The sequence below is a fragment of the Liquorilactobacillus mali KCTC 3596 = DSM 20444 genome (genome assembly GCF_000260415.1).
Classification (GTDB): Bacteria; Bacillota; Bacilli; order Lactobacillales; family Lactobacillaceae; genus Liquorilactobacillus; species Liquorilactobacillus mali.
In genome coordinates, this window is record NZ_BACP01000029.1 from 1 (window position 1) to 19,602 (window position 19,602).

Genomic DNA, 19,602 nt, shown 5'->3' on the forward strand with positions numbered 1-19,602 from the left:
ATTAGCATAGCAATAGAAAGTAAATGAACCTGTACCTTTAGCATAAAAACTAGCAGTATAAGTTGTAGAAGATTGCAAAATTGTACCTATGCTCTGTTGAACAATATCCGAAGTTTGACTACCCGACACCGTCGTACTAGGATAATGCAAAATATTAGGTGTCTGACTTTTATCTATCGTTGGGTAAACACTCCATATCCAATTATCAGAATAATCAGATGTATTTAATAGTAAGTTAGTTCCTACGGCACTATTCGTAACCTGAGTTTGAACATTGGATATGGTTGCGTTGATTCCACTCGCAGTAGTATTAATCTGAGTTGTAGTCCAAGTCTGAGTTGCATACCCCCCAGAAGTAAGCATATTCTGAACATCACTAGATGATACTTTTGTATTTATCGCATTGGCATTAACTGTAATAGCAGATTCAGCAGTAGATACTCTACCGGTTAAAGTATTTACATCAGTAGTGTTAGCCTTTAAAGCTATTGCATTAGCATTCACAGTAATCGCTGATTCTGCTGTGCTCACTCTACTTGTCAACGTATTAACATCGCTTGTGTTAGCCTTTAAAGCAATATCCTTTGCATTCTGAGTAATGTTTGTCTCTGAGGTTGTTACCCGTCCAGTTAATTTATCTAAATCGGTTTGATTAGCTTTTGTAGACAGCGTTCCATTTATGTCATCAATTGAAGTATTAATAGTTGTTATAGACGAACTATTAGCAGTGGACTTACTCAAAGCTGAATCAGCTGTAGATAAAGCCGTAGTTGCGTTCGACATTGCAGTTGCAGAATTACTTAAAGAGGTTGCACTATCTACTTTAGCTTGATTTGCGACAGCTGAAACATTTGTTAATTGGTCAGCTGTATCATCTGCTGAATCTATCGCAATTTGAGCTTTTGAAATTGCTGTGTTAGCTGTCTCAACTGCTGTATTAGCATTCTGCTTAGCTGTATCTGCATCTGCCATAGCAGTCGCTATATTCTCGGATATCTCAACCCCTGTTGCATCAGAAACTTCTTGATTCCAGCGAGTACCATCATAAATCCATAATTCTTTTTTATCTCCGTTAGTACGCCAATATAAATCCCCCGAAATCAAATCAGTCAGACCAAGCGTATTGGGATCATCAGTACCTGTGAATGTTCTATTTTTACCATTAGCGGAGTAATACACGGTTATTACATCTTGCTGTAACTGTTGAATAGCATTTGTCGCCGATACCTGTGCGCTCTGTAATTGTTCTGCCTGTGATAAATCTCCTGCAGTGACTGTATAACCAATACGTTTCTCATTAGCATCAAACTCTTCTTCAAGTTTGATAATTCTAACTTTGCGTTTGAAATTAAGTTTTTCATCTATCGCTAGAATCCAATCGCCAACCTGTGGGCTATCATAGTTAGGATAACCAGCATTTTCTAGATCATACATATTAAGAGATACAGACACAGCAAATGTTGCATCAACTCCTGTTTTAACAGCAGCTAACAAATTAGCTGAAATGGTATAACGCTCATCAACAATAGGATCCAAATCAAGAATGCCATATGTTTCAGCTAAATCAGAGGTATACTCTACTTCAAGTCTGCCCTTAGACGTATCATCTTCATCATAGTAGGCACCAAAGCCTTTACCATGAGTTGCAAAATTAGATATGTTATTTTCCTCGATTAAATCAGATAAGTTAATTCCGTACCTAGCAATGCTTGTTAAATCTGAACCTATTTGTGCTTTAATAGTGACTTTTAGATTACTAATTTCAAGTTCAACACCTGCATCAGAAATAATATCCGATAACAAATCCGCCTTGTTTTTCATGCCCCAATTATCTTTCTCAAACGCAGCTACAGTAGTTTGTAAATCATACGTGTATCCACTGCCACTGAAGAGAGCGCTAAGATAAGCTTCGAAAGTATGCGATCCTGTCCAACTTTCATAAAATACTGACTTAGAGAAATCCCATAAAAATTTATGAACCGCGTCAAACTCGACTGTGTTATCTTCATCATTTAGTTTTGTGTAACTGATGATATATTTTTCATCTTGAAATTTAAAACTCCATCCATATCCAATATTCTGTAATACATCATCACCATTAAAAATAGTACCTGAAATAGAAATGTTCCCCGAAACGTCAATTGTTCTCGTAAGATTCATTTGAGCAATATAACCATTGCCATCTTTATCATAAAACAACGTCAATTCTGCTCACCTCCTACAAGTAAAGATTCTTGACGCTCTTTAAAACAATAGTCCCAGCAAGTGTTGACGTAACAACATTCTTACCCGGACTTAAAACAAAGTATTCTGCATTGGTTAAGGCATTAAAATTAACTCCATTCAATAAATTGGTGATACCAGCTAGTTTAATTACATCACCAGATTCAATTGCTTGACTGCATTCCCATTGATGAGAGCCAATTGTAAAATCAAATCCTGCGCTTTTTGCCTCACTCGCAGTTATTTGTACATACCAACCAGATTCGAGCTGATTGTTAGCTACTGTTCCACCATAATCAACAGAACCACCACTTGAAACACTAATATCCTGGGTGATGGTTTCTCCAAAAGGTAACTCTTTAGTAGTAAATTCTAGCTCCCAAGTTGAACGTAATTTATCACCGACTCTACCAACAAATTCAGGTGAATTAGTATCAGAACGATAAACTAAAAAACGCTTGCTAGCAGCTGTATCACCACTAGCAAACGTTATTTCTCCTGAAGTTTGACCGGGTCTTAAAAAATCATATAAACCATTATCACTATAAAGCTGTTGAATGTAATACCCATCAATATTTAAAAGCAAACCATTTATCTGTTGCTGTTTACTCAAATCATCACTTATACTGCTTGCTTCAATTAAAATAGTTGCTGTTACCGTTTTAGAAGTAAATCTGCCACCATAATCAAGTGAACCATTACGACCGTTGAAACTTTGAGTAGTTCTATCAATTTCAGCAGGTCCTTCATCAAAAGCAATCAAACTAGCACCATAATCACTTAATTTAACACTTGTTCCATCAAGAGTTGTAATTTTTAAATCCATTTACGAACCTCCTAACTTTAACGATGATAAATTAGTCTTCCGTGCCTCATTTGTTTTGACAGATGTATAGATCTTATCACCAACAATTTCATTTGATACATAGATATTGCTGTCCTTTTGCTCACTTGAATCAATTGGTTGTATAGCAACATCACTCGTTGTTGAATAGCTCAAATCTCCCGCAGTAACTGCAGCAGTTGAATCAGCAACTGTATTAGCTAATTGAGATGCCATACTCGAAACATTGCTCTGAACTTCGCTAAAAGCGTTTTGCAGTGACTTATTAAAGCCACCCATAATAGCTTGTCCAGCAGGTATTAACAGTTTTTTATCGTAGCTGATTGGTCCTTTGTGTTTACGGATCCATGAAGCAATATTTCCAACAAAACTTGTAATCGAACCCCAAACTGACTTTAATCCATTTAGGAAACTGTTCATGATAGCTTTACCTGCATCCCAGAGATTAAAACTAAGAGCCGATCTAATAACAGATTTTACACCGTTCCACAGACCACTAGCCCAAGAAACGACACCATTCCATGCTGAATGAATACCATTTATTACTGCTTTTCCAGCATTAACCACAGTTGACTTTAATCCATTCCAAATATTGCTTACACCTGACTTAAAACTGTTCCAAAGGTTTATACCAGTCGTTTTAACAGAATTGATTGCGTTAGGAATAGCAGACTTAAGATAATTCCAAACATTCATTGTTGTTGATTTAATACCATTCCAAAGGCTGCCCATGAATGATTTAAAACCATTCCAAACTGATTTTCCTGTATTGATTATTCCTTTCCATGCAGAAGTGAAAAATGAAATTATCCCATTCCAGACTGAACTAGCAACAGATTTAATGCCATTCCACAAAGAACTCATAAATGACTTGAATCCATTCCACAAGGATTTACCAGTCGAAACTATTGAATTCCAAACATTCACAATAAAGCTTGAAAATGCAGACCACATCGTTTTCCCAAACGTAACGATGAATGAAACTGATCCGTTAATAACATTTTTAATCCCATTCCACAAAGTAGTTGCTGCTTGCACAATCTTATTCCATATCAGAGTGACATCGGAACCTAATTGCGTAAAATTTCCAACAACTAAATCCAATACAAGTAAAACGGGTCCCATTATTGCTGCTTTAATTAATCCCCAAACACCACTAGCAATCTGAACTATTCCATTCCAAATAGTTGTTATAGATGAACCAAATGTGTTCCATAATCCAAGAGCAACGCTAATAATACCATTCCACAACGTGGAAAAGAAAGAAGTTAGTACACTCCAAACAGAAGATGCAACACCAACGACTGCGTTCCATATTCCTGACAATGTAGTTGTAAAACTAGACCATAAACTTGTAGCTGTACTGATTATTCCATTCCACAATCCACTAAAGAATGAGCCTAATCCATTCCATGCAGAACTCGCAGTATTTTTGATTCCTGACCACAAACCTGAAAAGAAAGAACCAAGACCGTTCCAAATACCTTTTGCTCCACTCACGACACTATTCCATAAACCTGACAGAAAGCTACCAATGCCATTCCAAACGGACACGGCAGTGCTTTTAATAGTTTCCCAAGCTTTAGCAAGAAATGATACAAAGCCTTGCCAAATCTTTTGTCCTAATTGTGTCTTAGTGAAAAAGAAAACCAATGCAGCGACTACAGCAACTATGGCCAGAGCTATAATAACAAAAATATTTGCATCCATTACAGCATTAAATGCGGCTTGGATTCCTGTAGCTATCTTTGTTATAGTACTCCAAATTTTCATAGCTGTCGCTATTGCCTTAATAGCACCAGCATATGCAACAACTGCAGCCACAACTCCTGCACTAAACGCTTGAAAGAACGGATTTTGTGCTATCGCCAACATAATTTTACTTAAGCCCGAAAGTACACCAACTGCTATGCCAATTGCAGTTTTTAAACTATTGAATACTGTGCCCCATGGGATTGAAGATATAATGCCTGCCCAAGTACCTACATTAGTCTGAATGATCAACGAAATGTTTGTGATGATACCATTAACTGTAGTAACAATTGATTTTATATCGCCAGATTGAAATGCTTTAGAAAATCCTTTGCTTACACTGCTCCAAATTTCCTCAGCAGCAACCACAAATCCATTAAGAATCGCAATAACACGATCAATAGCATTTGATGCAATTCTAGATAATCCATTAAAAACAGTAGCTGCTTTAGCAGTATTTAGCCCATTAAACACATTAGAAAATAATGTTTGTATATTCAATGCAAGTGGCTGTAGTTTTGTACCTAAAGAGCTGAATGCTGAAATCATTTTATTGGCTGCACCTTGTGCATCTATACTACCTATTGCGTCAACTAACTTTGAAATAGCGTTAATCCCAACTTGTGAAACCGCGTTAAATGCTGGCTGCAATTTGTTTGCCAAAGTTTCTCGTAGCCCATCCATTGCTTGACCAACTGTTTTATATTGCTCAGCCATTTTAGTGAATGTTTTATTCGTACCAGTTTTTGCTACGGCTGCAAAAAATTCTTCTGTTGATACTTTTCCATTTTGAACATTTGCAACTAATTGTTTTGTACTAATTCCCATTGTTTTTGCAACAGCTGCAATACCTGCAGGAGTCTGCTCGAGCATGAGTTTAAAATCTTGCCACTGTACCATTGGTTTAGCAGCCATTTGTGTTGCTTGTTGACTTAAAGTCTTCATAGCTTGTTGTGGATTCTCAGCCGCAGAAGCTAGTCCACCAAAGCCTTTAACCAATTTCAGTGTTGATTTTGTTCCTACAGCGGCTAGTTGAGAGTATGTTGATGCCATATCAGATGAACTGTAAATTGTCTTTTGTGCAAAACTTTGTAAAGAACTTTTTACTTTATCAATTTGACTAGAACTTTTACCAATGCCTTGCATATTCTGAGTGAATGTTTTCCAAGTCGCGCTTGAATTACTCAGCTCTGAAACCATGCTGCCTATTCCGCCTTTTATCAAGTTAAAAGCAGAAGATGCCACACTTGCACCCAATCCAGCCAAAGCACCCATCTTTATAAAAGATTTTCCACCAGTACTTGCTGAGCCTGATACTTTGCTCGTCATACTTTTAGTTGCACTCTGCATCTTGTTCATAGCACTTGTATAACCGCTTATATTAGCTGTAAATGTTGCAGCTACATTAGACATTAACTATCACCTCCAAACGCCTTATTAAGCCTTTCTAGTGCCTTTAAACTAGGCTTGTTATTCGTAGTTGGTTTATTACCTGTTATTTGATTTTCAGCTTTACTAATAGCCTTTTCTGCTGACTTGACCGAACGTTTAGGATTCTTCGCATTCTGTACGTTTGCAATATTAATCGCTAATTCAAGAGAACGTTTGCGCTCGTCATTGTGCATTAGTGCAGCACCTTCTATAAGTGCTCTAGCTTCCCAAAAATAACTACTCATAACAAGCTGTCTATCAAATATACCTACACGTGCAAAATCAATTAGGAGAGACTCTTCTTCACTTCTTCCAGCGTATTTTTCATTACTTTCAGTTCCATTTTGTCGTTCTCTGTCTTCGCTTCCTTGCCCTCCACGAACAGATCTGTAAATTTCATCCAACGTTTTGCGGCTTTCTTGAAAAAAGCTGATTCTTGTAATTCCTCTTTCAAATCTTCACTGATATCACCGTCATATTTATTGATAGTTTCCACTACCTCATCTTCCGTAGCCTTTGCAGGCAATAAAGAACTAACAGCATTAAATATCGCTGAATCATCACCTGTAACTAGAGATACCCAAATACTCCCAGCTCCATCATTATTAGAAGTCCCATTCTCCGGATTTTTAGTTGAAAATATCTTATTTGCTCTGAAAAATGATGCGTAATCGAACTTATATTCTTTGTCTTTACCTTTGAAATTTAGTGTTATCATTTTAATCCTCCATTTTTCGTCTCATCTTTATCGTCTCTGTTTTAATTAATTAAGCTGCTGTTACAGTTACAGCGCATGTTGCTGTCAAGCCATTTGATGTCGTAGCAGTAATTGTTGTTGAACCGGATGAAATACCTGTTACTACTCCACCATCATCAACTGTTGCAATTGATTCATCACTAGATGAGTAAGTCACCACACTACCAGCATCATCAGGTGTTAATGAAGCTGTTAATTGTACAGTAGACCCAACTTCTACACTAGCTGTCGTTTTATCTAAGGTAATTGCTGTAGCTGGCGTTTCTCCGAATTGACCACTAGTTTCACCAGGGCGCTCATAGTCGTATAATTTCTGTAATGCAGATACTTGTTCGTCAGTGAGTGGGAACGTTCCTGAAACCAGCTTTCCTAAAATATTCAATGTAAAGTCTAGTTCACTGAATGAATCTTCATCTGAAATATCTGCTGAGTCAACAACACCATATCCAAACATTGAAGGATAAACTGATAACCCATCTTCTGTAGTTTTTAAGCGGTCATCAACGATTACACGCCAAACTTTAACCTGCTTTCCATCATGTTTTGCGTTAATAATAATATCTACTGCTTTATCACCTGGGACCATGTAATGAGTTAATTCGATCGAATCTTCATTTGTCGAAGGTGCTACAATACGTCCCATCTTGCTTTGTTCATCCAGTGAATCGCCTTCGATTGAAGTATCACCAGACTCTTGATGAGCTGGTAAAATAGCCTTGCTTCCAATTGGTGCATCTGTAGATTGGATGAAGTACCAAACATCTTTACCACGATATGGTGTCTTCTTAACGTACTCAATTCCGTTGTTTACACTTGCCATTTAAATTCCTCCTAAATTGTTATTGTCATTAAAAAAAGAGCACGGCGTAAATCTCTGCCAATGCTCTCATCTATCATTGTTTGTACTGTTAAACTATCCCACCTAACACATTTGCTAAGTGATAATTTAACCTGTCTTACATACTCTTCAAATTCAATTACACTCACATTCTCAGCCCATACATCAATCTGCTGTTCAACTTCATTTAGTTCCGAACCAAATTTAGTAGATGCATCAGAATCAGTGTGAACGCCTACTTGAACGAGTGGCAATGTGTCATTCGTCGTAGGTTGTCTAAACAACACTGCGATATCATCACTAGTTAATTGAGTTTTGATGCTTGTGTAAAAATCAGCTAGCCTCATCACATCACCCCTTTAAGAGCAGATTCGACTTTGCTATAAAAAAAAGGCTTAGCCGATGCTACAGCAGGCCTCATATAAGGTTGTGCTCGCATTTTATACGTCCCATATTCAACATAAGACGCATAATCTGCCTGTGATGCAACAAATTCTCCTGTTATTGTGTCTCCGTTAATCTTTACGGGCTTCACAACTATATTTTGCCTTAAATATCCAGTTCTAACGGGAACTATTGATTGAGCCGTCTGCTGAGCCTTTGCTACAGTGGCTCTCATGGCCGATGCTGTAACATCCTTAGCTTTACTCTTACTTACATTAAATTGTTCATATAGCTTATCTAATCCCTCAAACTTCATATCAAAACCTACACTAGTCATCTATCCACCTCCTGACACAATCAAAACAGTTGATTTACGATTAACAAATGTCTTTTTGACTGTGTATTCAACGTTATCAATCTCCACTCTATCAACTAGTGCTACTTTATTCTTAATATGAATTTCATATGCACTAGTCGATAATAACCCAAAACTTTCCAAATCTTGTACATTAGTGATGGGTATCAGTTCACAAGGAACATTCTCTGTTTTTGTTGCAACAGGTGCATCCCCTAATCCATCATTGTCCTGAGAATATCTAATAAGTGTGATTCTATCGCTATATCTCATTAGACAAACCTCATTCCCGACCTTCGCCTTAAACTCGATTTACGGTATTGATCTAGACTATTAGCATACTCAGATAAGTCAATAGATTCCCAAGAGTTGCTAATATCACTTTCCCCACTTGAAGTTTTACCCTCATCACCGATACGATTATACATTTTGATTACAATGTCTTTGACTATCCAATTAATTGAGCTAGGTAAAGCTTTTAGAGCAACATCACCGTCTTGATTGATATAACTCATAATTCTATCTTGTGCATCAGTGATTAGATCACTCAATAAACCATCTTGAATTGTGTCACTAATTCCTATTCTTAGTTTTATACTCGCTAATATTGGATTTTCAGTATCAGCCATATAATCACCTCTTTAATAGCCGCCGCATAAGCTATTGTTTATTTCCTAAGCGACTAATAATTTGACTATTCCGTTACAGTTACAGCAACAGTTGCAGTGAACGAACCACTTGTAGCTGTGATAGTAGCAGAACCTGCAGCAATACCTGTGATTGTTCCGTCTGCAGCTACTGTAGCTACTGCTTCATCACTTGAAGCAAATGTTGCAGCAGAAACAACAACACTAGCATCAGATGCGGTTGCTGGATCAGCAGAAACCGTTACTTGTTTAGTCGCCCCAACCTTGATTGAAGCTGTCTTTTGACTCAATGTAATACCAGTTGTAACTGTTGAACCTGCAGTAAAGATTGCTGCCTTATTATCATCAAGAATGAATGTACCACCCTTACCAGCACCTTGGAGAGCAACACCATCAAAATCTTCTGACTCGATAGTACGTGTTGTTACGATACCAGTAAACGCACGACCAATGTTGTCAGGAGCAAAAATAATCTGTTTTCCATACATGTAGCGTGCTGGTGTCTTACTGATAGTAATTCCACGGAATGACAAGATACCATTTTCATCAATATTTACTTTTGAACCTTTAACATTACTTACTTTGTCATAGTCGATAATTGCGTTGTAAATGTCAGCAGTCACGTAAGCACGTGCAGGCACGATAATTTCCAAGTTAGTGTATTTTTCAACAACAGATTCGAATACTGCATTAATCTTGTCTCCTGTACTTAAATCAGTGCCTAAATCAGTTGCAGCAGCTACCAAAGCAGCACCTAATTTAACGTTGAATAAACGTACTTTTGCTTGTGCTTGTAAATCTAAACGGTCTGCAACGGCAGCGTCTAAATCGTTGTTAACTGTGAAACGATCTAGCCCTTCATGCAGTGCCCAGTTGAAATCGAAGGGTACATCAACATCGTTGTAGATAATTTCTTTACGTTCACCAAAGCGGTTTGAATTGCTAGTACCTGTACCAAACGCTACATTTTCGTCAGTATTATATTCCCCAACAACTACTGGCACATCATTGACCTTAACGGAAAATGCTGTAGCGTTGTTTTGAATTCCATCTAAGACCTGTAAAGCCCCAAATGTTGGTGTAAATACTGATTGTGCTTCAAACACAGTCTGCATTAATTGTGCAAATTGTTTCTGATATGTTCGTGCTGCTAAATTATTGTTATTTGTAAACATAGTATGCTACCTCCTTATTTTTTCTTATATGTTTCTATTTTCATTTCGAATGGATCCTTATTACCACCAAGAACAGATGAATCATTCTTTGGTGGGTCAGTTCTTAATGATTCTTTGACACGTTTGTTCACTTCTTCTTCAATTGACTTACTTAGTACACCAATTGTGTCATTAATTTTGTCTGCATCGCCAAGAGCAACTAGTGAATCCGATAAACTTGCAGGTAACCCCTTCTCATTCAAAATATCCTTAACATTTGCAGATAATTCACGTTTGTTGAGTTCTGCTTCACGTTGAGTAAGTGCGTCCTCTTTAGCTTTCTGTTCAGCTGCTGCTTTTTCTGAAGCACTCATCTTGGCCAACTTAGCACCTTCTGATTTTGCTTCATCCAATTTGCTTTGAAGTTTTGTCTCAAAGTCTGCTTGTGCTTTTTCGAGAGCCTTAGTAACACGCTTATCGGCTTCTGAATCAAGTTTTGACTGCAATTCTTTTTGAGTGAGAGTTACAGGTTCATCTTCTTTTGGAGTTTCTGGATTAGGATTTGGTTCAGGTTCAGGTGTTGGATTAGGATCAGCAAAAAATTGTAAGTTCATTGGTAATTTATTAATTTCAGTCATATTTATTCCTCCTTAGCCCAAAACAAAAAGACGTGCTATAAGAACCCAGCCACGCAATTTGCTCAGCCACGTTCACACGTCCATTACTTCACGCTATTTAGTTTGTTTAAGCAGTTTAGTGACTTGCTCAGGTCATGCTATTTAACACATAGTTGCGAGATATTAGACCACCAAACCCTTCTAATCTACATATGCCGACCAAGAGCAACGACAATTTGGATGCCAGGGTAAAATATTTTGTGCTTGTTTCAACGTGTACACTTGTCCAATATGTGACTGACATTCATCGCACGCCTTAGAATTAGCAACCCATACAACTTTTTCGTATCCAGCCTGTTGAACACTCTCAATACCTGATTGAGCCATTACTCGTGAGCTTTCAGTTCTCAATATTCGTTCTGCTTGGTATCTTGCTACTGAATATCGTTTTCTAAGCTCACTAGTTCGTGCCACAGGATTATGATGTGTCAGTAAAGAGTGTTTCATATCTTTTAACAAATCAGACCTTAGAGCATCCATATTAGACCATATACGGTCACTCCAAAGTGTCTTGTCTATTTGACCATTGACTAATTTATCAATCTGTTTCAATTTATTTTTAAAATTAACATCATAAGCAGTTACACCAAATGCTATTGATTCGGCGGCTTCATTATTGAGTTCACCACCTGTATATTCAACCAAATCTTTTGCAAGAGCCGACGCATGAACATATGTTGCATATTGCAGTAAGTCATCATTATTAACCACTCCTTTAGTTTTGATTGAATAGTTCTTAGCAAGTTTGTCTAGTTTAACTTTCAACTTCTTGTTAGCTAATCTAGAATCATCTGCTTTGGTGTAATCATCAAAGTCTTCGTTAAATTCATGCCAAAACTGTAAAAAATCATCCATCGAAGAATTAATTATCTTGCGTATCTGGCTGTTGTTCACGTCCTTGCTGTATTGACTGTCCGCGAACTTCTGAATTATCTTGTTCAGTTCTTCCTGATTCATCAGAACCACCACCTAACTGGTATTCTTGCTGTTCCTCTTGTTGCTTCTGCATCATTTCAGTGATATCGCTAGGGTCCGTTACACCAGGCAAAAACTGATAAAGATATTCTTGCGGTAACGTTGCTCCTGCTGATTGAAGTTGCTGAATCTGCGCAATATCATCAGTTGGTAGATTATCCTTAAATGTGAATACAAGCTCGTTAGGGTCATTTTTCATACTTGATGATGCTTTGGACTCTAAAGTGGCAATAATCTGATAACGTGTATATAACCCACGTTCAAATAATCGTCGTTTAGTAGCAGCTAACTCAACTGTTCCAAGTAACTTATATTTCATCGCAATGCCAGAAACATTCGATGCAAAATTTTCATCTGTTAAATCAGGTGTATGACTGAATTTGTGAATATCGCTTGCTAAACGTTTCTTGTAAGCTTCTGTCCCGTTTACGTCATATTCTTTATGAATATATCCAGCATCAACATTTGTTTGCGTTCCTGTTGCAGTTACTCCTGATTTCAATAGCAATAAGTTAGCTGATTTCATTTCTTTTAGAATGTCTAGCTTATCTTTTGCCAGTTTAGCCATTGCATCTTTATCAGTTGGATCCACACCCTGCATTAAAGTTGAACCATCTAGCAAAGTATCAATATCGCCTTTAATAACCAACATAGCTTCGTTTAAATCAGTCATGTAGTTAGCAGTATCTGATTCGGCAGCATCATACAAATCAATCAATGAAATGACATTCTCGTAATCACCTAAACGGAATTTGTTATTCCAGTATTCAACTACAGGAAATGAAACGATTGATTCATTTTTGCCATCAGCATTCATAACACCATCAATCGGAGTTGATTTATAAATAATATGTTCTGACTCTGTCCACGTTTCAGGAATATAATTAATCTTTGATACCTCATTATCATCAACAATCTCAACTTGATGATATCTAACAGCCATGATTGGTTGTGGATCCACATCGAGCGAATAAATAATGAATGTGTCTAAAGGATCCAACCTCACAATGTGTTCAACATCATCAGTGCCTCGATAGATATATTCAAATGCACGCCCATATCTTGTCATATCAAGAAATAGATCATAGTTTAATGCATCAACATCATTAGCTTGTGTTATCTCATCAAACCGTTCATCATTTTTAATTGGTAATTTAATGTTAATAGGGTTACCAACTGAATAAGATGTCTGAAAATCAGCGATGTACTTAGCAAAACTGTGCGATGCACGATAATCTGCCTTGCCATCTTCATGCCTGCGCTTTTTGTTATCAAATATTGCTGTGTTAAATCCTTGATAGTAATTATTTAATATCTGTAATCGTGGACGCTGAAAGTTAAAGTGATGTGTGATGAACTTCATAATTCTATCAGGTGTTAATTTGTCCAAATCTTCTTGATAGATTAAATTTGCTTGTTCTAAATCCCATTTAAATTTAATTGTGATCACCTCCTAAAGTCCTAAATTTCTTACTGCCTTTTGTCTTTCTTGATAGCTCATGTATTGTCCATGTTGTGTAAACATGAATAATTCCATTGCATACCTCAATGAATCAATAGCATGGTTATTTGCATCTTCTGGTGTGTTTAACCAATTACCTTCTTTGTCCTTGTCATAGACATACGTATTAAATTCCTCTAACAGTCCTTTGACCCTTGGATGCACCACATACTTGTACGACTGCATATACTGAATGCCTTGGATAACTGAGTCTTTGCCTTTACCAGATGGTCGAATATTTGGAATGTTGAATACTTGTGCTAATTCAACAATTAAGCGTTGTTCAGCACTATCGGCGATAATTGGTAACCCTATGGCTTTATGCTGTGCTAACGCTTGTGCTATCGGCTGAGTCAACATCCCTTGCTGATAGAACTCGTCATAGATGTAAACGATTCTGTTCTTCTGGTCGATTGCAATGAACTCTCCTGCAGTCGGATCGTGTTTGAAACCAAAATCTAAACCAACCGCTTTTGGTAAATTAGCAATCTCTTCATAGCTGAAATCACGTTGTTCAAATAAGCCATCGAATACAAGCCCTTCTGCAATTCCCCATTCTCCCAAAACTGCCACTCTAGCACGATTAGGATTGCGAACAAGCATATCTTCTAGGCTTTCAATATAGTCATTGTCGAGATGGTCATTGTCTTTATAGGTTGTTGTTAATGCTAGTGCTCGTTTATCTTTTGTTTTCTCATCAAAAAACTCGCTTTTAAGCCAGTGTCTATCACTCCAAGGATTAAATGTGATTATGGATTGATAAAACCCATTGTCGGGTAAAACACCACGCATTGATTCTTCAACCGTATGGAACGCATCTAATGATTTAAGCTCGTACGCTTCTTCCCACCAGGCTCTACATAAATAACCAGTAGTAACATTGATTGATGTAATTTTGAGTGGGTCGTCCATTCCTCTGAATAATATTTTTTGTCCAGTTTGTTTATAAGTTATTTCTAAAGGACTAACAGTAAACTTAAAAAGATCACTCACTCCTAACGAGTAAGCAATCCTTTTTAAAGTTGCATATGTTGAATCCTTATGTGTTCCAAAATATTGACGAACAATTAACCAATTGACGTATGGATACATCATTGTGTCTAATAAAACTTTATCTCCTGCACTATAGGACTTACCAGAACCACGAGAACCCTTATATGCAATATATCGGTTTCTAGCAGTAAAAAGTGGATAGTATGCAGAACTAACCATTTTAGAAACATCTAAGTCAATCACTGGCATCCTTATTCACCTCCGGTAATTTTACGTTTATAACCACTTGGCTATCATTCGCATTCAAATCAGGTAGTCGTTCAAGAAGCTCTTTCAAAGCTTTCTGTTTGTCATACATCTCAACAACAGCTTCTCCTTTATCAATTCGAATTGACTTGATATTGGAAGTATCAATCTCCTTACTATCACGTAGCTTAACGACCTGTTCAAAATAAAAATCTTGTTTACCAGTATCTGGGTCAATGACAGGAACATAATCATAAGGATTGCTTTTCGGACCATACTTACCATTCTTTGAATAGTCCTTCTGCCACTTTAATCGCTTAACCGTCTCGAACTCGACAACGTCCGTAACATCTGCTGTAGCCTGTTTAAGGTAACCTTGCATAATATCATTTGCGTCAACATAAAGCTCTTGTGACTGCTGTTTCTTTAATTCTTTGAGCATTAATTTAATACTATCTTTTACTAACAAGGATGGTCCTTTAGCATTAGCCACTTCATAACTACACTCATATGCTTGTTGATATGCCCACGTTGCATTAAATCGTTGCAAATAAAAAAGACAGAAACGTTTTTGCTTTTCTGTCAGTTCATCATTATCTGTTATTTTTTCAACTGCACCCTTTGTAATTTTGTGTGCACCCTTTTTAGGTTTTGTGTGCATACTTTTTTTAGTGGGTGCACCTCTTTGCCACCCATATCTATTTTTCCAAGATTTTACGGTATTGATAGATACTTCATACTTGCTAGCAATGTCTTTGTACTTCATTCCTGCTAAATAATCTTTCTTAGCTTGCTCTTGCTTTGTCATATCATATCGCCACCACCTTAAATTACTTCAAAAGTTCATTATAAATATCAGCAGTTAGCATGACAGCCCTTCTTAATTGAATTACTGCTGTATCATCTTGCATACTCATTTTATAACTTTTCGCATAGAAACCTGGGTTAACCCCAACATTTAATAATCCTAAACTATGAATCAAATCTCTTAATTTATCCATTTCTACGTATTGGTTTGAATCTAATACATACCCATATTTATTCAAAAATTCATCTAATTCACCATATACATCTTTACATTGCATATAACATATTCCAGCATAGTTAAAAGTAAATGTTTGATTTTCAATTGTTCTATAAGTTCTTTTTGCCTTGGCTAATTTTTCCTTATTAATAATAATGTTTTCTTTATTTTTTATATCATTAACCAAATTTGCAAATAATTTTTTATTATTTCTTTTACTATCATAAATAGAATCATCATAAACGATCGAAGTTACCTTATCCCTTACATATTTCATTGTTTGTTTATCTTTTCCACGAACAATTTTTTCTTTTTTCTTTAATTCTTTCTCTTTTTCATTCTTTTCTAGAATTTTGTTTAATGCAAAAATTGTTATTAATATTTCTACAGGAAACCAAATCATGTTTTCAAATATAAAGTTCCACTTTGCACTTCCATAGGGTAGTATCAAACCAATTATTCCCAATAAAAACATTATTACAACTAGAATTATAAGTTGCTTCCATTCTTTATAAAAATTTACTAATTTTTCCAATTTTTCTCCCCCAATTGCGTACTGGACTTATATCATTACGCACACATTTTGAATATAATTATACTCGTAAGGGAGATAAATGATAACAAATAAAAAAGCCTACTCCCGAGAATAGGCACACAGTAACGCGTGTTAAACGACTTAGATCATGCTAAGCTCATAAAGCTAGATAGCGGAATCGAACCGCTAACCAACCGTACCAACGGTATCTAGTTCTCATATTCAGAAAGAGAGTTTTGCCTCATGTCCAACTTGGCATACTATCATTTTATTTTTTTAAGAGTGTACTGCTACACTTTTTAGTACACTTTCAGCATTCGCCACAAATCTTTCCCCAGATTTCTAGTAATGCTTTCCGACGATTGTATCCGTTAGTGTGCTTATATCCTAATGCCTCACTAACATCTTTCCACGTCATATATGGAGCTTTAATGAATTTCATTTCATAAAGTTCTTTTAATTCAGCATTTTCTGCTTTTTTTAACTCTTTAGTAAATTCGAGGCTTAGTTTCTTAAAGTATTCAAGCTTATTAAGCCTCTTATCTTTTTCAAGCTTTTCAATGTAATTTTCCTGTGGCCGAGAGATAAAACTACTCCTACTAACACTTGAATTTTCATCTCTTCTAGGTTTCCATGGCGACATCAGATAGGTTTTTCTCAGTGAAATTTGGTTGTCAATTCTGGCTATTACTTCTAAATCGGCCTCCCAGCCTAAGTATTGTTGATTACTAATTTTTTCTTCAATCAAACAGCGTCCCTCCTGTCCTAAAAGTTGATTTTTTCATTTGCCCACTCCCCTTTGGTTTGTTTTTGATATGTCTGTGCAAGCTCATATCAACGCCATACACGCATTTTGCATGCTAGACGACTAAATCATCATGTATGGCTATAGAATTAAAAGGTCGATTAACGTACGCTCCTAATTGCGTTTTATTCGTTAGTATCCAACACAATAGCATTAGTTATCTTCCCTAAAGTCAAATGAGAGTGCGAATCTCAAATGACTGGAATCTTTCACTTCGCTATAACCAGCGTAAAACGTTTTGCACCACGGTCATTTACATACCAGTATTTTATTTTCTGATACATTTTTTCCTTTAGCCTATACCTATCATTCATTCAATATCCTCCTGCTTGATAAATATTCCATCTACCGTTTTCCCTTTGCGGTTCTCAATAACGCTGTATGCATTTGCTAAACATTTCTCATAATTAATCCCTCGTTGCAGGCAATAAATAATTAGTGTTACTTGCAAATCTCCTACTGCGTCTAATTCATCTTCTTTGCGGCCTTTCAAGAATGCTTGAAACATTTCCCCCATCTCTTCGGCGATCTTCAATCCTTGTGCATGTGGATCTGTTTTATCTAATCCGCGTTCTTTAGCCCAACTTTGAACTCGCTTAATCATTTCGCTATATTTCATTCTTAACATTCCTCCTGAAAATCATCTTCAAACCATGCAAACTTGCCTTTGTCCTCTTTGATGTGATAAACAATATCACGACTTCCGATATAACGAGTTGCTTTTGCTATTGTCACTTTTTGTCTGCAATACTTGTACATACCTGTAACCATTCGCTCATTTGGAACTTTGATTATTTTGACTTTGTCTCCTTTTTCGTATCTCATGCACATCACTCCTTTTCTTCATAGTTTCCTGCAACGTGAATCTTTCTCAGTGTTTCAACATCTAACTTGATACCTGTAACTGGAACGTGATACTTGTAACCAAAATTTCTAGCTCCGATTTGTTCGATTTCTCGGTGGTGAGAGCGGCAAAGAGCCATTACATGTCGTTTGGTGTGATCTACGTGTGTTCTATTACCGCCCATGCCAATTGTTTCTAAATGGTGAATATCCGCGTGTCGTCCACATATTGCGCATTTACGGTGCTTGCAACACAGGTACATGTAATATGTCTCGCCCTTTGGCAAAAGCTCGTAGCCGTCCTTAAAAGGGACTCTGTAATCAAACATGAAGTCGATTACTATTTCTAATAGCTTGTTAGCATCTGAAACAGTATTCTTTGTATCATCTGCTAGGCTTATCATTCCACCTGCTGTTCTGATGGCATATTGGATATAGAAGTATTCCTTTAACTCTTCGACAGGTTGACCGCTCCAGTTCCAAATATCACCAATCAAGGCAAAGAATAATGCTCGTTGTTTCGGTCTAGCCTTGCGTGGATCCACAAACTCAATTTTTACAAGAATTCTGCTGAGATTACCGTTGTACATTGTTCTAAGTCTTTCGAGACTCACACTTTGCTCAAGTTGGATAACAAGCTGACTCCCTCTGAAATTCCTAACAAATGCAGGCAACCACATAGCAACCTCCTAACTTACTTTTCTCCCCATAAGCTCGTCTACACTCACACACAGCACATCAGCTAACTTGTTAAGCTCATTTTCACCGGGAAAGTTGCGACCACCTTCATAAGCAGTAATTGCTTGTCTGGTTAGTCCAACTTTGTCAGCTAGCATTGCTTGTGTCATACACATCTTCTGCCTAATTTCTCGCAATTTTTTCATGATGTCACTCCTTTAAAAATACAAGCCATCTTGTTTTGCTACGTCTATCTCCAAAAATAGGATTAGCTGCAATAGCCTTTAGCATTTCTGCTGATTTAATCTGGTCTTCATTCCATTTCATAATCAGTGAACCAGTTGGTTTCAAGACTCTTCGACATTCATCAAAGCCTCGTTTTATGGAACTTTGCCAATCGTTAGGCAATACTCCATATTTTTTGGCCAACCAAGATGTTTTACCTGCATGTATCAAATGTGGTGGGTCAAAGACAACTAAATCAAAAGTGTTATCTTCAAAATTCATATCCATAAAGTTGCCTTGAACATCTGGGCTCACGTTGATAACATGTCCAGTCGGCAATTCTTCATAATAATTTCGTATATCCATGTAAGTTGTATGTGCCTCACGTTTGTCATACCAAAACATTCTTGAGCCACAACACGCGTCTAGTATTTTCATGATGTCACTCCTCATAAGCTCAACAATGATATTTCTGCATGGTCAATCATTTGTTCTTTTGCCTGCTTATACATATCTTTCATAATCTCAAAGCCATATGCAGACCTATTAAGTTCCATTGCAGCTCTTAACGTGCTGCCACTTCCTGCACATGGATCAATCACCACATCACCAACATCTGTAAATATTTCAATCAGCCTTTTTAATACTGGAATAGGTTTTTGTGTTGGGTGTATCTTCGGATAGCCGTTATCTGTTTCCCACTTGAACCAGTTCA

Annotated in this window: 24 protein-coding genes; all 24 read right to left on the bottom strand. The window is 36.9% G+C overall.

What is annotated here, in order from left to right:
- A partial coding sequence (locus GSM_RS14015; RefSeq protein ID WP_010077859.1) for a phage tail protein occupies nucleotides 1-2,205 on the bottom strand: 2,205 nt, incomplete at its 3' end.
- 13 nt (nucleotides 2,206-2,218) lie between these two features.
- On the bottom strand, nucleotides 2,219-3,049 hold the full coding sequence (locus tag GSM_RS04755; RefSeq protein ID WP_003687852.1) for a phage tail family protein: 831 nt from the start codon (nucleotides 3,047-3,049) through the stop codon (nucleotides 2,219-2,221).
- The gene (locus tag GSM_RS04760) at nucleotides 3,050-6,232 is read right to left on the bottom strand and encodes a phage tail protein (RefSeq protein WP_003687854.1); all 3,183 of its coding nucleotides are present in this window, start codon (nucleotides 6,230-6,232) and stop codon (nucleotides 3,050-3,052) included.
- Nucleotides 6,232-6,654, bottom strand: coding sequence for a hypothetical protein (locus GSM_RS15370; protein WP_235720345.1), 423 nt, complete (start codon nucleotides 6,652-6,654; stop codon nucleotides 6,232-6,234). The genes GSM_RS04760 and GSM_RS15370 overlap by 1 nt, the downstream gene beginning before the upstream one ends.
- Nucleotides 6,537-6,968, bottom strand: coding sequence for a hypothetical protein (locus tag GSM_RS04770; protein ID WP_003687858.1), 432 nt, complete (start codon nucleotides 6,966-6,968; stop codon nucleotides 6,537-6,539). Before GSM_RS04770 ends, GSM_RS15370 begins: the two co-directional genes overlap by 118 nt.
- 49 nt (nucleotides 6,969-7,017) lie before the next feature.
- Nucleotides 7,018-7,827, bottom strand: a complete 810-nt coding sequence (locus tag GSM_RS04775) for a phage major tail protein, TP901-1 family (protein ID WP_003687860.1) — start codon at nucleotides 7,825-7,827, stop codon at nucleotides 7,018-7,020.
- A gap of 11 nt (nucleotides 7,828-7,838) precedes the next feature.
- A complete protein-coding gene (locus tag GSM_RS04780) occupies nucleotides 7,839-8,192 on the bottom strand; it encodes a DUF3168 domain-containing protein (RefSeq protein WP_003687862.1) in 354 nt (117 codons plus the stop codon).
- Entirely contained in the window at nucleotides 8,192-8,566 is a 375-nt protein-coding gene (locus GSM_RS04785; protein WP_003687864.1) for an HK97-gp10 family putative phage morphogenesis protein, read from the bottom strand. The genes GSM_RS04780 and GSM_RS04785 overlap by 1 nt, the downstream gene beginning before the upstream one ends.
- Complete coding sequence (locus tag GSM_RS04790) at nucleotides 8,567-8,857, bottom strand: hypothetical protein (RefSeq protein WP_003687865.1); 291 nt, start codon at nucleotides 8,855-8,857, stop codon at nucleotides 8,567-8,569.
- The gene (locus GSM_RS04795) at nucleotides 8,857-9,213 is read right to left on the bottom strand and encodes a phage head-tail connector protein (protein ID WP_003687867.1); all 357 of its coding nucleotides are present in this window, start codon (nucleotides 9,211-9,213) and stop codon (nucleotides 8,857-8,859) included. The genes GSM_RS04790 and GSM_RS04795 overlap by 1 nt, the downstream gene beginning before the upstream one ends.
- 65 nt (nucleotides 9,214-9,278) lie before the next feature.
- A complete protein-coding gene (locus GSM_RS04800; RefSeq protein ID WP_003687868.1) occupies nucleotides 9,279-10,406 on the bottom strand; it encodes an Ig-like domain-containing protein in 1,128 nt (375 codons plus the stop codon).
- Between the two features lie 14 nt (nucleotides 10,407-10,420).
- A complete protein-coding gene (locus GSM_RS04805) occupies nucleotides 10,421-11,023 on the bottom strand; it encodes a DUF4355 domain-containing protein (RefSeq protein ID WP_003687869.1) in 603 nt (200 codons plus the stop codon).
- 180 nt (nucleotides 11,024-11,203) lie between these two features.
- On the bottom strand, nucleotides 11,204-12,019 hold the full coding sequence (locus GSM_RS04810) for a minor capsid protein (protein WP_235720344.1): 816 nt from the start codon (nucleotides 12,017-12,019) through the stop codon (nucleotides 11,204-11,206).
- Nucleotides 11,925-13,487, bottom strand: a complete 1,563-nt coding sequence (locus tag GSM_RS04815) for a phage portal protein (protein WP_003687873.1) — start codon at nucleotides 13,485-13,487, stop codon at nucleotides 11,925-11,927. The genes GSM_RS04810 and GSM_RS04815 overlap by 95 nt, the downstream gene beginning before the upstream one ends.
- 3 nt (nucleotides 13,488-13,490) lie before the next feature.
- Nucleotides 13,491-14,780, bottom strand: coding sequence for a PBSX family phage terminase large subunit (locus GSM_RS04820; protein WP_003687875.1), 1,290 nt, complete (start codon nucleotides 14,778-14,780; stop codon nucleotides 13,491-13,493).
- Nucleotides 14,767-15,585, bottom strand: coding sequence for a terminase small subunit (locus GSM_RS04825; RefSeq protein WP_003687877.1), 819 nt, complete (start codon nucleotides 15,583-15,585; stop codon nucleotides 14,767-14,769). Before GSM_RS04825 ends, GSM_RS04820 begins: the two co-directional genes overlap by 14 nt.
- Before the next feature lie 22 nt (nucleotides 15,586-15,607).
- A complete protein-coding gene (locus GSM_RS04830; RefSeq protein WP_003687879.1) occupies nucleotides 15,608-16,336 on the bottom strand; it encodes a hypothetical protein in 729 nt (242 codons plus the stop codon).
- Nucleotides 16,337-16,646: 310 nt separating this feature from the next.
- Entirely contained in the window at nucleotides 16,647-17,084 is a 438-nt protein-coding gene (locus tag GSM_RS04835; RefSeq protein ID WP_003687881.1) for a DUF722 domain-containing protein, read from the bottom strand.
- Between the two features lie 367 nt (nucleotides 17,085-17,451).
- Complete coding sequence (locus GSM_RS04845) at nucleotides 17,452-17,760, bottom strand: MazG-like family protein (RefSeq protein WP_003687883.1); 309 nt, start codon at nucleotides 17,758-17,760, stop codon at nucleotides 17,452-17,454.
- A 2-nt stretch (nucleotides 17,761-17,762) separates the two neighbouring features.
- Nucleotides 17,763-17,966, bottom strand: a complete 204-nt coding sequence (locus tag GSM_RS04850) for a hypothetical protein (protein WP_003687884.1) — start codon at nucleotides 17,964-17,966, stop codon at nucleotides 17,763-17,765.
- A 5-nt stretch (nucleotides 17,967-17,971) separates the two neighbouring features.
- Nucleotides 17,972-18,664: a putative HNHc nuclease gene (locus GSM_RS04855; RefSeq protein WP_003687886.1), complete on the bottom strand. Its 693-nt coding sequence runs from the start codon at nucleotides 18,662-18,664 to the stop codon at nucleotides 17,972-17,974.
- Between the two features lie 9 nt (nucleotides 18,665-18,673).
- On the bottom strand, nucleotides 18,674-18,868 hold the full coding sequence (locus GSM_RS04860; RefSeq protein ID WP_003687888.1) for a helix-turn-helix domain-containing protein: 195 nt from the start codon (nucleotides 18,866-18,868) through the stop codon (nucleotides 18,674-18,676).
- 4 nt (nucleotides 18,869-18,872) lie between these two features.
- Nucleotides 18,873-19,325, bottom strand: coding sequence for a class I SAM-dependent methyltransferase (locus GSM_RS04865; RefSeq protein WP_003687890.1), 453 nt, complete (start codon nucleotides 19,323-19,325; stop codon nucleotides 18,873-18,875).
- Nucleotides 19,326-19,336: 11 nt separating this feature from the next.
- Nucleotides 19,337-19,602 (bottom strand): DNA methyltransferase (locus GSM_RS04870; RefSeq protein ID WP_010077860.1); only part of this gene is annotated, 266 nt, incomplete at its 5' end.

What these genes read in the sequence shown, in the direction of transcription:
- GSM_RS04755 (WP_003687852.1), bottom strand. Translation starts at nt 3,049, where the DNA reads ATGGATTTAAAAATTACAACTCTTGATGGAACAAGTGTTAAATTAAGT.
- GSM_RS04760 (WP_003687854.1), bottom strand. Translation starts at nt 6,232, where the DNA reads ATGTCTAATGTAGCTGCAACATTTACAGCTAATATAAGCGGTTATACA.
- GSM_RS04770 (WP_003687858.1), bottom strand. Translation starts at nt 6,968, where the DNA reads ATGATAACACTAAATTTCAAAGGTAAAGACAAAGAATATAAGTTCGAT.
- GSM_RS04775 (WP_003687860.1), bottom strand. Translation starts at nt 7,827, where the DNA reads ATGGCAAGTGTAAACAACGGAATTGAGTACGTTAAGAAGACACCATAT.
- GSM_RS04780 (WP_003687862.1), bottom strand. Translation starts at nt 8,192, where the DNA reads ATGAGGCTAGCTGATTTTTACACAAGCATCAAAACTCAATTAACTAGT.
- GSM_RS04785 (WP_003687864.1), bottom strand. Translation starts at nt 8,566, where the DNA reads ATGACTAGTGTAGGTTTTGATATGAAGTTTGAGGGATTAGATAAGCTA.
- GSM_RS04790 (WP_003687865.1), bottom strand. Translation starts at nt 8,857, where the DNA reads ATGAGATATAGCGATAGAATCACACTTATTAGATATTCTCAGGACAAT.
- GSM_RS04795 (WP_003687867.1), bottom strand. Translation starts at nt 9,213, where the DNA reads ATGGCTGATACTGAAAATCCAATATTAGCGAGTATAAAACTAAGAATA.
- GSM_RS04800 (WP_003687868.1), bottom strand. Translation starts at nt 10,406, where the DNA reads ATGTTTACAAATAACAATAATTTAGCAGCACGAACATATCAGAAACAA.
- GSM_RS04805 (WP_003687869.1), bottom strand. Translation starts at nt 11,023, where the DNA reads ATGACTGAAATTAATAAATTACCAATGAACTTACAATTTTTTGCTGAT.
- GSM_RS04810 (WP_235720344.1), bottom strand. Translation starts at nt 12,019, where the DNA reads ATGAATCAGGAAGAACTGAACAAGATAATTCAGAAGTTCGCGGACAGT.
- GSM_RS04820 (WP_003687875.1), bottom strand. Translation starts at nt 14,780, where the DNA reads ATGCCAGTGATTGACTTAGATGTTTCTAAAATGGTTAGTTCTGCATAC.
- GSM_RS04825 (WP_003687877.1), bottom strand. Translation starts at nt 15,585, where the DNA reads ATGACAAAGCAAGAGCAAGCTAAGAAAGATTATTTAGCAGGAATGAAG.
- GSM_RS04845 (WP_003687883.1), bottom strand. Translation starts at nt 17,760, where the DNA reads ATGAAATATAGCGAAATGATTAAGCGAGTTCAAAGTTGGGCTAAAGAA.
- GSM_RS04850 (WP_003687884.1), bottom strand. Translation starts at nt 17,966, where the DNA reads ATGAGATACGAAAAAGGAGACAAAGTCAAAATAATCAAAGTTCCAAAT.
- GSM_RS04855 (WP_003687886.1), bottom strand. Translation starts at nt 18,664, where the DNA reads ATGTGGTTGCCTGCATTTGTTAGGAATTTCAGAGGGAGTCAGCTTGTT.
- GSM_RS04860 (WP_003687888.1), bottom strand. Translation starts at nt 18,868, where the DNA reads ATGAAAAAATTGCGAGAAATTAGGCAGAAGATGTGTATGACACAAGCA.
- GSM_RS04865 (WP_003687890.1), bottom strand. Translation starts at nt 19,325, where the DNA reads ATGAAAATACTAGACGCGTGTTGTGGCTCAAGAATGTTTTGGTATGAC.